This is a genomic window from Sandarakinorhabdus sp. (assembly GCF_987265915.1).
Genome location: NZ_OZ503948.1, coordinates 825360 through 837888 on the forward strand (window position 1 = coordinate 825360; position 12529 = coordinate 837888).

At 65.3% G+C, this 12529-nt stretch carries 10 protein-coding genes; 5 read left to right on the forward strand and 5 right to left on the reverse strand.

Annotated features, from left to right (window positions below):
- Positions 1–50 precede the first annotated feature (50 nt).
- On the reverse strand, positions 51–542 hold the full coding sequence (locus AC6UUM_RS03955) for a hypothetical protein (RefSeq protein WP_500804044.1): 492 nt from the start codon (positions 540–542) through the stop codon (positions 51–53).
- Positions 543–723: 181 nt separating this feature from the next.
- On the opposite strand from AC6UUM_RS03955, the gene AC6UUM_RS03960 reads away from it, so the two are divergent.
- The 5 genes from AC6UUM_RS03960 to AC6UUM_RS03980 are packed head-to-tail and all read left to right on the forward strand — an operon-like array spanning position 724 to position 8239.
- On the forward strand, positions 724–1743 hold the full coding sequence (locus tag AC6UUM_RS03960) for an efflux RND transporter periplasmic adaptor subunit (RefSeq protein WP_500804045.1): 1020 nt from the start codon (positions 724–726) through the stop codon (positions 1741–1743).
- Complete coding sequence (locus tag AC6UUM_RS03965; RefSeq protein WP_500804902.1) at positions 1743–4844, forward strand: efflux RND transporter permease subunit; 3102 nt, start codon at positions 1743–1745, stop codon at positions 4842–4844. Before AC6UUM_RS03960 ends, AC6UUM_RS03965 begins: the two co-directional genes overlap by 1 nt.
- 26 nt (positions 4845–4870) lie before the next feature.
- Positions 4871–6217 carry an efflux transporter outer membrane subunit gene (locus tag AC6UUM_RS03970; RefSeq protein WP_500804903.1) on the forward strand — a complete coding sequence of 449 codons (1347 nt, stop codon included), beginning with the start codon at positions 4871–4873 and terminating at the stop codon, positions 6215–6217.
- Between the two features lie 4 nt (positions 6218–6221).
- Positions 6222–6896, forward strand: a complete 675-nt coding sequence (locus AC6UUM_RS03975) for a response regulator transcription factor (protein ID WP_500804046.1) — start codon at positions 6222–6224, stop codon at positions 6894–6896.
- A complete protein-coding gene (locus AC6UUM_RS03980) occupies positions 6896–8239 on the forward strand; it encodes a sensor histidine kinase (protein WP_500804047.1) in 1344 nt (447 codons plus the stop codon). The genes AC6UUM_RS03975 and AC6UUM_RS03980 overlap by 1 nt, the downstream gene beginning before the upstream one ends.
- Before the next feature lie 31 nt (positions 8240–8270).
- On the opposite strand, the gene AC6UUM_RS03985 is transcribed toward AC6UUM_RS03980, so the two are convergent.
- From AC6UUM_RS03985 to AC6UUM_RS04000, 4 genes are all read right to left on the reverse strand, one after another.
- Complete coding sequence (locus AC6UUM_RS03985) at positions 8271–8984, reverse strand: RES family NAD+ phosphorylase (RefSeq protein WP_500804048.1); 714 nt, start codon at positions 8982–8984, stop codon at positions 8271–8273.
- Positions 8956–9339, reverse strand: coding sequence for an antitoxin Xre/MbcA/ParS toxin-binding domain-containing protein (locus AC6UUM_RS03990; RefSeq protein WP_500804049.1), 384 nt, complete (start codon positions 9337–9339; stop codon positions 8956–8958). Before AC6UUM_RS03990 ends, AC6UUM_RS03985 begins: the two co-directional genes overlap by 29 nt.
- A 686-nt stretch (positions 9340–10025) precedes the next feature.
- Positions 10026–11693, reverse strand: coding sequence for an efflux RND transporter periplasmic adaptor subunit (locus tag AC6UUM_RS03995; protein ID WP_500804050.1), 1668 nt, complete (start codon positions 11691–11693; stop codon positions 10026–10028).
- The gene (locus AC6UUM_RS04000; protein ID WP_500804051.1) at positions 11693–12526 is read right to left on the reverse strand and encodes an efflux RND transporter periplasmic adaptor subunit; all 834 of its coding nucleotides are present in this window, start codon (positions 12524–12526) and stop codon (positions 11693–11695) included. The genes AC6UUM_RS03995 and AC6UUM_RS04000 overlap by 1 nt, the downstream gene beginning before the upstream one ends.
- Positions 12527–12529: the final 3 nt, after the last annotated feature.

Sequence of the window (12529 nt, forward strand, 5' to 3'; positions counted from 1 at the left end):
AGGGGAGGTCGAGCTGTGCTAGGGCCATGAGCCAGCTCCTTGCGACGTCCTCAGTAATCGAACCGCATACCGCGGCATGAAGCTGGCCGCAGGTCATAGTCTGCAAACACGACCGGGGGCTTGTCTTTGGGCTGCTCCGTTATGGTCCAACGCCAGCCACTGCCGGAGCGGATGAAGCGATTTAGATATGTCGCGTCCGAGAAGCGGTAGCGTTGCACGAACCCGCCCTCTTCCAGCTCGCCAAGACCCAGTGATGGTTCGTACAGGCCACCGAACGTATCCAGAAACACTGACCCGATGGCCCGGGCCCGCTCGCCGGCGCTATAGGTGATTGCCGCCTCATACGGGTCCGATCCGGTCGCGCGCAGGTGCAGGGTGAAATAGCGCCGGCCTAGATGCCACTCGCCCCGCGCAATCGATGGCGACTCTTTGCCTTGCACCTGTCCACTTACTTGCCAGCAGCCTTGCAAACCGCCCACGACCTCTAGGCCTGGCGGTACGGTGTAGGCCGGCGCCGCCAGCATGAGCATCAACATCAGCATCGTTGTCTCCTATTCCGCCACCACCTGCGAAAGTCTTGCACGGTGCAAGACCTAAGCGATGTCTCTTGCTGAAGCTGGGTGCTTCGCGAGCGGCAGCGACGGTCCGTGCGCACATCTGATCCTTTGAAAGGCCAAAAGATCGAACGTTGGGATTTTGTATAGTGGCCCCAAGCTGACCCCAATGAGTGGCGGCTATGCGGATGCCATGAATGATCGGTTGCTCCGTGCCTGCTTTATCGTTGCGACCCTTATCCTTGCGGGCTGCGGTGCCGAAAAACCTGTGCCGCCAAAGCCGCCGTCAAAGGCCGAAGCAGTCGTTCACGAAACAGATCTCCTGCGGCTGACACTGACACCTGAGGCGCAACAGCGGCTCGGCATCCGCACGGTCACCGTGGTCGACGGCACATCGGCGCGAATCCGCGACGTGGGCGGGGAACTCGTCGTGCCGGGTCTTGGACCGGCGGGCGTACCAACCGGTTCCACCAGCAACATCGCCCAGATCGCTGCCGCGCAGGCTGCAGCCGATGGCGAAGTCGCCCGAACCAAGGCGCAATTGCGGCTTACAACCATCGCTCGCGACCGGGCGGCCGCACTGGTGCGCGAGGAAGCGGGCAGCGTTCGGGCGCGCGATGAAGCCGAGGCGGCACTCGCTGCGGCGCGCGCCGCAGCAGATGTCGCGCGTGAGCAGCGTCGTCAGTTGGGGCCTGCGGTGGCAACCATGGCCGGCCAACCTCTCCTTTGGGTGCGCGTGCCGGTCTTTGGATCAGACGTGCAGGCCATCGACCGTGCTCGATTTGCGATGATCCGGCCCTTGGGCGATCCGGCGGCCCCTCCGCAATCGGCGCGACCGGTATCGGCGCCGCCTTCGGCCAACGCCGTCGCGGGTACCGTCGATCTCTTCTACGCGCTCGACAATCGCGCCCGCACCTGGCGTGTCGGCCAGCGGGTGGGTGTTACGCTGTCCATGGGCGGCGCGATGCAAGGCCTGGCGGTTCCAACCGCGGCGATCGTTCGCGACATCAACGGTGGTGAATGGGTTTACCGGAAGACCGGACCCGACACCTATCTGCGCCAGCGGATCGAGGTCGCGAGCGTAAGCGGCGATACCGCCTTGCTCGCGCGCGGCCTGGAACGCGGCGCCGAGATCGTCACCGACGGCGCTGCCGAACTGTTCGGCACCGAGTTCGGGACGCCGCACTGATGCTCGCTTGGCTGGTGCGGACGGCGCTGACCCAGCGCGTCCTGGTGCTTGCGATGGCGGCGTTACTGGTCATGCTCGGCCTGCGCGCGTCGAGCAACGTGCCGCTCGACGTGTTTCCAGAGTTCGCGCCGCCGATCGTCGAGGTGCAGACTGAGGCCCCCGGCTTGTCGACCGAGGAGGTCGAAAGCCTGATCACCGTGCCGATCGAGGTTGCGGTGGGCGGCGTGCCTGATCTGACGACGGTGCGCTCCAAATCGGTGCTCGGGCTTTCCTCGGTCACCATCCTGTTCAAGCGCGGCACCGATGTCATCCGGGCGCGGCAGTTGGTGCAGGAGCGGGTGACGCAGGTGCAGGCGCGGCTGCCGACGGCGGCACGCGCGCCGGTCATGCTGCCACCGCTGTCCTCGACAAGCCGGGCGATGAAGATCGGTGTGTCGTCGCAGAAGCTCGACCAGATGCAGCTGTCCGAGCTGGCGCGCTGGACGATCAGGCCGCGCCTGATGTCGGTGCCCGGCGTCGCCAATGTGGCGATCTGGGGGCTGCGCGACCGGCAGTTGCAGGTGCTCGTCGACCCCGACCGGCTTCGCGCCGCCGGCGTGACGCTCGCCGAAGTGCGGGCCGCCGTTGGTGATGCCGTGCTCGTCGGCGGAGGTGGCTTTGTCGACACGCCCAACCAGCGTTTCGCCGTGCGGCAGGACAGCGCCATCCAGTCCGCGGCCGACCTGTCGCAAGCTATCGTCAAGCAGAGCGGCGAGGCGCCCGTTCGCATTGCCGACGTGGCGCGCGTCGTCGATGGCTTTGCCGCCCCGATCGGCAATGCCATCATCGACGATGGTCCGGGCCTGATGTTGATCGTCGAGAAGCAGCCGACCGGCAACACGCTGCAACTCACCCGTGATGTCGAAAAGGCCATCGCCGAACTGAAGCCTGGCCTCAAGGATGTGAAGGTCGACACGACGATCTTCCGCCCCGCGACCTTCATCGAACGCTCGATCGATAATCTTTCGCAGGCCCTGATGATCGGCTGCCTGCTGGTGGCCGTGGTGCTGTTCGTCTTTACCCGCGACTGGCGGCAGGCGGTGATCAGCCTCACCGCCATCCCGCTGTCGCTGCTCGGCGCCGGGCTGGTGCTGCTGTGGAGCGGCATGACCATCAACACGATGGTCATTGCCGGGCTGGTCATCGCACTCGGCGAAGTCGTCGACGACGCCATCATCGATGTCGAGAATATCGCCCGCCGGTTGCGGCTCAACCGCGAGGCCGGAAGTCCGCTGTCGGCATTCGATGTCGTGCTCGCGGCATCGCTCGAAGTCCGCACCGCGGTGGTCTTTGCCTCGATGATCGTCATGCTGGTGTTCCTGCCGATCTTCTTTCTCGGCGGCGTCGCCGGCACCTTCTTTCAGCCGCTTGCCATCGCCTATGTGCTGGCGATTGCGGCCTCGCTGCTGGTGGCGCTGGTGGTCACCCCGGCGCTGTGCCTGATGATGCTGCCGAACGCGCCGCTGAAGGCGGAGGGCGATACCAGGCTCGTCGCCGGACTGAAGCGCCGCTACGCCAGCGTGCTGCCCAAGTTGGTGGCGCGGCCAAGCCTCGCCATGACGATTATCGCCTGCGGGCCGCTGATCGCCGGCGTCGGCTACGCCTCGTTCAAGGACCAGTTCTTGCCCGATTTCCGCGAGACGGATTTCCTTATGCACTTCGTCGAGAAGCCCGGCACGTCGATCGAGGCGATGGACCGCATCACCATCCGGGCGTCGAAAGAGTTGCGCGCCATCCCCGGTGTGCGCAACTTCGGCGCGCACATCGGCCGCGCCGAGGCGGCCGACGAGGTTGTCGGCCCGAACTTCACCGAGCTCTGGATCAGTCTCGACGAAAATGTAGACTATGATGCCAGCGTCGCCCGCATCAAGGCGGTAATCGATGGCTATCCGGGTCTCTATCGTGACGTGCTGACCTATCTGCGCGAACGCATCAAGGAGGTGCTGACCGGCGCCGGGGCTACGATTGTAGTGCGCATCTTCGGGCCCGACCAGGTGGAGTTGCGCGCGGCCGCAGAACGGGTGCGCGCCAAGGTTGCCGGTATCCCCGGCGTCGCCGACCTCAAGGTCGAACAGCAGGTGCTGGTGCCGCAGATCGAGATCCACCCGCGCGCCGCCGATCTGGCCACCTTCGGGCTGACAGCGGGCGAGGTGCGGCGACAGGCCCAGACGCTGGTGGCCGGGCAGAAGCTCGGCGAAATCTACCGCGACCAGAAATCCTTCGACGTGGCGCTCTGGGGCGAGCCGGCAGTGCGCGGCGACGTGCAGGCTTTGCGCGACCTGATGATCCTGTCGCCCGCCGGTGCGCCGGTTCGCCTGCGCGATGTCGCCGATGTACGGATCGTGCCGGCCCCCAACGAGGTGAAGCGCGAGAACGGCCAGCGCCGCATCGATGTGACGCTGAATGTCGCCGGTGCCGATCTCGGAGGGGTGGCGCGCGCTGTCGAGGCGGCGGTCGCCGATGTGCCCTTCGCCGCCGGCTATTACCCCAAGGTGCTCGGCGAATATGCAGCACTCAAGGAATCGCGCCAGCAACTCTGGACCACCGGCCTGCTGTGCCTGATCGGCATCCTGCTGCTGGTGTGGACGGTGTTCCGTTCGATGGCCATCACAGCGCTAGTTGGTGTCAGCCTGCCCTTCGCGCTGGTCGGCGGTGTCGTCGCCGTAGCACTGACCGGCGGCGTGCTGTCATTGGGGTCGCTCGTCGGCTTCGTCACCGTCATCGGCATTTCGGCGCGCAACGGCATCATGCTCCTGTCGCACTATGACCATCTGCGCCGGGTCGAGGGTGAGACGTTCGGTGACGCGCTCGTGCTGCGCGGTGCCACCGAACGCCTGGTCCCGATCCTAATGACGGCATTGTGCGCCGGGCTTGCCCTGTTGCCGCTGGTCATTGCCGGAAACGCGCCGGGCCATGAGATCGAACATCCGATGGCGATCGTCATCCTTGGCGGCCTGGTGTCATCAACTCTGCTCAACCTGTTGTTGATGCCGGCACTGTACCGGCGTTTCGGCGGCCCGGCCGAAGCGGCGCAGGCATCGCCTATCGCGGTGCCGACATGAAACGCGCCGTCCCCCTCGTTGCGCTTATGCTGTCAGCCTGCATGACCCCGCCGGCACCGCCGCCGACCTTGGCACCGGCAACAGCGACGGGCGCTTTCGTCGGCATCCCGTCGGCATCGATCGCGCCGGTGCCTGACGATTGGTGGCGGCTTTATGACGATCCAGTGCTCGACAAACTCGTCGTTGCCAGCCTCGCCGCCAACGCCGATCTGCGCGTCGCCTATGCCAATCTCGATGGCGCGCGCGCCGCGCTGGCCCAGGCACGGGCCGCCCGCCTACCGCAGACCAGCATCGAGTCGAGCCTTGGCGTCGACAACCCTGCCAGCCAGCCCAGCGCATCTTCGCTTGTGCCAACCACTGACTATGACATCGCGCTGGCAGCAAGTTGGGATGCCGACCTCTTTGGCCGGCTCCGTTCGGCGGCCCTCGCCGCCAGCGCCGATGCCGATGCCCAGAAGGCTGCGCTCGACGGAATGAAGGTCGCTGTCGTCGCCGACACCGTACAGGCCTATGTCGATCTGTGCGGCGCCGGTCAGGCGCAGCCGGTGGCGGCAGAGCAGGTTCGGCTGCTCGAACGCTCCGCCGCGCTGGTCAACGAACAGTTCCGGGCCGGTGAGGTCTCGCCGCTGGAAGTGTCGCAGGCAGCGACGCTCGTCGAAACGGCACGCGCCGCGCTGCCGCCGTTGGACGCCGCAGCCGCAAATGCCCGCTATCGCCTGGCAACCCTGCAAGGCCGTCCGCCTGCCGAAGCGCAAACCATGGCGCTTGCCTGCGAGAAACTGCCAAGGCTGCGCACCGCGACGCCGGTGGGCGATGGACAAGCCCTGCTGTTGCGCCGCCCCGACATCCGTGAGGCCGAGCGTCGCCTCGCGGTGGCCAGCGCACGGATCGGGGTTGCCCGCGCCGATCTCTATCCTCGCGTCAACCTGGGCGGTGCCATAGGCTTGCTGTCGGGTGGCTTCGTCGCCACCGCCTCGCCACTGATCAGCTGGAGCTTTCCCAATCAGGCCCCGGCGCGCGCCCGTCTTGCGCAAGCCCGCGCCACCGAACAGGCCGCCCTTGCCGGGTGGGACGTAGTCGTGCTCCGGGCCTTGCGCGAAGTCGAAACAGCGCTTGCCGCCTATGATGCCGAAAAGCGCCGAAACGACAGTCTGGGTGCGGCGCGCGAACAAGCCGAGCTGACGGCGCGGCGGGCCGCCGCCCGCGTCAGACTGGGGGACGCTGCCTATCTGCTTCAGGTCGACGCTGAACGCTCTCGCGCCCAAGCCGCACTGAACCAGGTCCAGTCCGACCTTGCCGTCGCTCAGGCTGAAGTGACGTTGTTCCGCGCGCTGGGCGGTGGCTGGCGAAGCGACGCCGCGCCGTTAGAATGACGCCATGCGCATTTTGATCATCGAGGACGATCCCGAAACGCTGAATTTCATAGCGCGTGGTCTGTCCGAGCTGGGCCATCAGACCGTCACCAGCAGCGATGGCCGCGACGGGCTTTTTCAAGCGACCGAAGGCGGCTTCGATGCGCTGATCGTCGACCGGATGCTGCCAGGTCTCGACGGCCTGGCGCTGGTCCGGGCCCTGCGCGCCGCCGGCGACACGACACCGGCCCTTATGCTCACCGCCATCGGCGGCATCGCCGATCGGGTCGAAGGCCTTGAAGGCGGTGCTGATGATTATCTCGTGAAGCCGTTCGCCTTTTCCGAACTGGCGGCGCGTGTGCAAGTGCTGGGGCGCAGGCAGCCGGCACCGGCCGAGCCTTCACGCATGGCTGCCGGCGACATCGTCATCGATCTGCACCGCCGCAGCGTCACCCGCGCAGGCCAGCGGATAGTGCTGCAACCCCGCGAGTTCGCCTTGCTCGCCGAGCTGGTCCGGAACGCCGGCCGAGTGATGACCCGGACGATGCTGCTCGAACGAGTCTGGGATTTCGATTTCGACCCCCGGACCAACATCGTCGAGACCCATCTCAGCCGGCTGCGCTCCAAGCTCAACGCCGGCTTCGAAACCGATGCCATCGAGACGGTCAGGGGCGCGGGCTATATGATCCGCAGCAGCTAATGCGCGAGTTTTCGCTCAAACGCTGGTCGCGCACGACGTTCGGGCTGGTCACCATTGTCGGCATCGTCTTCGCCCTGACCACGCTGGCCATCGGCATCATTGCCTTCGAAGCAACCCACGAAGCCCTCGAACAGCAGCTCGACCACCGCATTGCCACCGAAACCGCTTCGCTCATCGACGAAGGTGACGATGGACCGGACGGCGTGGCCGCCGCCATCCGCCGCCGGGAGGTCGCCCGCAGCACGGCCAGCCTCGACTTTCGCCTCGTTGACTCTGCCGGTCGTTTGGTCGCCGGCAGTCTCGACGCCGTCGTGCCGGACAAACCCGGCTATATCGAGCTGCTGCCCTACACGCGGGACGGCGAGCAGCGCATCGCCCAGTCGCTGACCACAGTGCTGCCGAGTGGCCACCGTCTCCTCGTTGCCGCCGACCGAGCCGTCATCGACGAGATGGACGCATCCCTGCTCAAGCTGTTCATCGGTGCGTTCGGCATCATGCTGGCGCTTGGTGTCGGCGCTGCCTGGGTGGTCGGCATCGTCACCAGGAACCGCCTGTCCCGCATCGACACCACAGCGAAGGCCATTATTGACGGGGATCTCAGCCGCCGCATGCCGGTCACCGGTGCCGGCGACGAGTTCGATCGTGTCGCTGAAACGCTCAACCAGATGCTCGACCGGATTGCCGTGCTGATGGACAACCTGCGGCAAGTCTCCAGCGATGTCGCCCATGACCTGCGCACGCCGCTAACACGCCTGCACAACCGGCTCGATGAAGCGTTGGCGACTGATGATCGCGATGCACAGCGTCAGGCCATCGAAGCCGCCACGGCCCAGTCCCGCGAACTTCTCGACATCTTCGCAGCCTTGCTCCGCATCGCCGAGGTCGAAGGCATGGGCGTCAAGGCGCAGTTTCGGGAGATGCCACTGAGCGAGGTTATCGAAAGCATTGTCGAAACCTACCGGCCAGATTTCGAAATCAGTGGCCACATTCTAGAGAAGGCCATTGAGCCCAACCTGAAGCTGGCTGGTGACCGCAGGCTGATCCAGCAAATGCTCAGCAACCTCCTGGACAATGCATTGACGCATACGCCCGCCGGTACAACGATCTCGGTGTCAGTGAAGCGCATCAACGATCAAACCCGCATTGTCGTTGCCGACGATGGCCCCGGGGTCACGCCCGAAGAGACTGCAAACCTGTTCCAAAGATTTACCCGCGGCCAGCACAGCCGCACCGACAATGGGCATGGACTCGGCCTTGCGTTGGTAGCGGCGATTGCGACCGCACATGGCGGTAAGGCGAGCTTGGCATCGAACCCAGGGTTCGAGATCACGATAGACTTATAGATGGCGAGCCAGATGTCCGCAAAGGGACGGCTTATAGATCTTTTGTTGTGCTTAAGCTGAAGCGTAGAGCTTTCCCGCCCATCTCACGCGTGGCGATCAGTCCGTCCTCATTCACGAAGAATGCCCAACTCGAATGCGGTTTGGGCGGCGGGACAAGCGCCGCCGGGTCCAGAACCGCGACGTTGATGCCTCCGCGGCGCCGCGCCGACGGCGCCCGAATTGCGGCTACCCCTATTGTAAGCGCGCTTGCCGCAAGATGCTGAGTGGCCGAATAGTCCGTCGGATGCGTCCATCGATCGACGTCAGCCCCAAGCGGTCCAGTGGTGAGATCAAGCGCTGCTTCGGTACTAACCATCACCGAAAACGCCGACATCTGCGTCGGTGTGCCTGGTCGCTGGAATCCCGGCGAGCGTGAGAACGCGACGAGCCGCCAATGGGCTGTTTCGGCAACTGCCGTTTCAACATCTTCGGCGGCGTAGAAAATGCCCGGCAGCACGTCAGCCGCACGAAATCGGGACGGGCGACCAAGCCCGTAGCGAAATGGCGAGGCGAGCAACCAAGGCAAGCGCTGCGCCGCCTCCGGCAGTTGCGGTTTCACATCATCGGCGAGCGCTTCGAGCAGGGCCTGGTCGGCAGCAGTGCCGGCAAGCCGATTGGTCGAGATGAGATGCTGGCCTTCGACGATGCGGATGACCCGGCCGTGATACGGCCCGACCTCAGACGCGAGCGCGGAGGGCGTCGACATAATCGCTGGTGCGCAACAATCCCCGTACGGTTGGCAAAAGGTCGATCGGTCGTGCCTCAAGGTCGAGGTTTGGCGTTTCTAACCACGACCGCGCCGATGCGTCGTCCTGACCGAGCCAGCTATCGAGCGAGCGGAACAGGCGCAACAGATGCTGGCCGAGCTCGAACGGCTTGCTACCGGGCTCAAGCTGGTAATGGCCGGCACGGAGGCGCGACACGGTTGGCGCGGACAGGCCCAGGATCACGCCAAGCTTGGCATTCGACAGTTGCCAGAAGCCCGCAATTCGGCCGACCGCGTCGCTGAGGGCGCGTGCGGCATCGGGGCTGCGAATGTCGGCTTCTATCTGGGTAGCCATGTGGTTCTCCCTTGAACGATATATAGGCGGTGCCGTTCTTGAGAACAACAGGTCTAATTCCCCGTTCGCTGGAAATCGATACTCCGTCACGAATTGGCAGGCTTTCCCGAACCTGCGAAGAGATCGAACAATCGCGCTCTGATTGGTTTATTGTAAGCACGTGGGATCGCGTCGTTGGCGTGCCCCTGCCGTCCGCCGGTGTTCGCGCAGCGCAAACCTCGGTGCGGATAACTTCCCAATACTGCCCGTCGACGGACTTAAAAACGGCGGCCCGAGCGCTAGAGAAATTTCTTTGGGGGCCTTTTTGGGGGCCTGTCGTTTTGCAGTCGAAATTTAGTCGTTTAAAATTATATGGTTAGAGGCGCAATTCGATGCCCCTAAGCGGCACCATTTTCATTGGCTGAGCCAAAATTGGCGCCTCGCTCGCCAACGTCTTTCGCCGCCTGGGCAGAAGCCGTCTCCCCCTGCCGGATGCCTCGACTTTCAGGCCGCGCCACGTTGGAGAGCCTTCGGCCTCTTGCCGAATACGCTTCATCTCTTCATCATCGCCCACCATTGACCGCTCGGGTGCATAAGGGTCAGGCCATTCTCGGCTTCATCAGTCGCATCCTGGATCTTGCCTCCCTGCAGAAGTGCGCCGATTAGGTACAGCCTGCGCGGGCGATGGAAGCTGATCGAAAACGGCCCTATACCCACAGCTTCAACCGCACCCAGCGCAATGGTGCACGAAGTGCCTGCCACGCTATCGGCGACCAGCTGCTGCGAATCGATGCGGTGCCGGCCATGCCGGGACGCAAGCCCATCCCATCATCGGCATCGATCGCAGCTATGGTTCGAAAGACGTTTCGCCCGTCGATAACCTCCGCCAGAGGGTAAATGCGCATAACGGTGCCGTTGATCCGCGCCAACGGGCGGGCTGCCAGCGCCATCGAAACGCGCTGGCCGATCGCCACCCGGTCGATCTCGCTATCGGCAACGAGCATATCGGCGCGGTTGCCCTTGGCGGCGGCAATGGTGAACAGCAGTTCGCCGCGATTGACACCGGCACCGATGCGCCGCCGCAGGTCTTCGCCGCCAACAATGCCGGCAATCGGCGCCAGAACCTCCGTTTCGGCCAGCCGCCCATCGAGCAGCGCCACCTGTGCTGCCAGTTGCGCAACGCGAAACTGCGCGATGCGCTCGGCATCGACATCGCCGTCGGCGCGTGCCCGTGCGGCCTCACCGGCGGCGGCTTGCAGCCCCGATTGCGCATCCTCACGCTCGTGCGCGATGGCCTGTGAATCCAGCCGCAGCAGAAGTTGGCCCGCCGCCACAGTGTCGCCGGGTTCCACCTTCACCGCTTCGATGCGGGCCGTGGCGGGTGCGGTCACGGCGCGGCGCAACAACGGTTCGATGGTCAACGGGGCTGAAACGCTATCGGGCACGGGCAGCAGCACGATCACCGCAACCAGCCCTGCCAACAATCGCCGTGCCACGCGGGGGCGATCGGCCGCGATGACCCGTGCAGGCCATGGCAAGCGCATGACCGCAGTCTCAAAACGCTCTTCCAGCCGGGGCCGCTGAAATCGTGCGGTGACCACCGGGGCCAACGTGCTGATGTATCGCACAACGCCCGCGCCATCGCCGGGTGGCCAAACCAGCGCCACCACGCCGTCACCAGCTTCGGACAATATGGCGATTCCCCGCACGGCTGCACCTTCGGCGAGCCGATCAAGCCCGGTAAAGCCGCCATTGCCGGCATCAACAATCAGGTTGCCGGTGTCGGCAACTTCGCCGGCGGCCAGCTCAAGCCGTCGCCTGGCTTCATCAGCGAGCGTTGGGGCACTGCTATCTGCAACCTGCACAACGCGGCGGCGGCGCAGCAGCACCAGCGCCAGGCGCGGCGCGCCGGCTTGCGCCGCGATGGCGGCCGCAAGGCCGGTCAGCGCCACCGGCGACCAACGGGCAGCGGCAAAGCCCGCAAGTGTTGCGGCAAAGGCCGGATCGTCGCCCGCCGCATGGGCGCGGCCCACGGCGGCGGCGAGTTCAAGCCGTTCCCGCGCCAACGCCTGCGACAATGGCGTGGCCTGCGGCAGTCGGTGGATGACGATGCGCGCGCGGCCAGCGTCGCTGCCGATCAATGCCGCAGCGCCATTGCCCTCCACTGCCACGCCATCGACGGCAGCAGCCAGCGCCAGTCGTGTTTCGATGGCGCCAAGATTGGCCGGATCGACCACAACCCCGCCGGCAACCGAAACCAGCGCGTGGGCATCGCTGTTGAGAAGCTGCGCCTGAAACGCCACCATGCGCAGGCCGGCCTCGGCATCACGGCCGGCAAGCGTGTCCAATGCCTGGCGCAGGGCGTTGTGGGGCATTATTTCGCCAACGGCGTCAGGCGGATGCTGGCTTGCAGGCCCGAGGGCAAGGTTTCGGCGACATTGTCGAGCCGAAACACGCAGCGCACCAAACCGGCATCAATGGCGGGGTCGATATAGGCCAATATCGCGCGGCGTTCGCCGCCAAACGGCGCAGCGAAGACCACGGAATAGGCGGCTCCCACCTTCAGCCGCGCATAATGCACGACTGGCACAAACGCCTCACCGCGCAATTGTGCCAGATCAACGATGGTCGCCACCGGATCGGCCTTGCGCACCGTCATGCCCGTGCGCGCGCCCATCCGCGTGACCCGGCCATCAAAGGGCGCCGTGATGACATAATTTTCGAGCATGACGCGCTCCAGCTGCAAGCGCTGCGCTTCAACGGCGCGGCGGTCGCGCGCCATCCGCGCCTCCATACCGGCTTGGTCTGCGGCGGCCTGCGCCTGTCGCACCTCCCAACTGGTGGCGGCGCCGGATACCGCGGCCTTGCTGGTGCCGCCAAGCCGTGCCTGGGCCTCGCGGCTGCGCACCTCTGCGACGCTGAGCTCGGCGGTCGAAGCTGCGCCCTGTGCCGCCAACGCCACCCGCGCCCGCTGTTCACGATCATCAAGCTTGACCAGTACCGTGCCTCTTCGCACCCGCGCCCCTTCGCTGGCGCCTACTGCAACCACCTTGCCATCCACGCCAGGGCGCAACGTCACGGCCCGATCGGCCGAAAACACCGCGGCCACTGCTGGTGAAGCGACAGGGGCAGGCCTGCGCGGCGCCTGCGCAATGGCAGACGCCGCCGCAACACCGGCACAGAACAGGGCAAAACGAGCGGAACGCATCAA

Coding starts and splice junctions, on each gene's coding strand:
- AC6UUM_RS03980 (WP_500804047.1), top strand. CDS start 6,896: ATGCGCGAGTTTTCGCTCAAACGCTGGTCGCGCACGACGTTCGGGCTG.
- AC6UUM_RS03975 (WP_500804046.1), top strand. CDS start 6,222: ATGCGCATTTTGATCATCGAGGACGATCCCGAAACGCTGAATTTCATA.
- AC6UUM_RS03970 (WP_500804903.1), top strand. CDS start 4,871: ATGCTGTCAGCCTGCATGACCCCGCCGGCACCGCCGCCGACCTTGGCA.
- AC6UUM_RS03965 (WP_500804902.1), top strand. CDS start 1,743: ATGCTCGCTTGGCTGGTGCGGACGGCGCTGACCCAGCGCGTCCTGGTG.
- AC6UUM_RS03985 (WP_500804048.1), bottom strand. CDS start 8,984: ATGTCGACGCCCTCCGCGCTCGCGTCTGAGGTCGGGCCGTATCACGGC.
- AC6UUM_RS03960 (WP_500804045.1), top strand. CDS start 724: ATGAGTGGCGGCTATGCGGATGCCATGAATGATCGGTTGCTCCGTGCC.
- AC6UUM_RS04000 (WP_500804051.1), bottom strand. CDS start 12,526: ATGCGTTCCGCTCGTTTTGCCCTGTTCTGTGCCGGTGTTGCGGCGGCG.
- AC6UUM_RS03955 (WP_500804044.1), bottom strand. CDS start 542: ATGCTGATGTTGATGCTCATGCTGGCGGCGCCGGCCTACACCGTACCG.
- AC6UUM_RS03990 (WP_500804049.1), bottom strand. CDS start 9,339: ATGGCTACCCAGATAGAAGCCGACATTCGCAGCCCCGATGCCGCACGC.
- AC6UUM_RS03995 (WP_500804050.1), bottom strand. CDS start 11,693: ATGCCCCACAACGCCCTGCGCCAGGCATTGGACACGCTTGCCGGCCGT.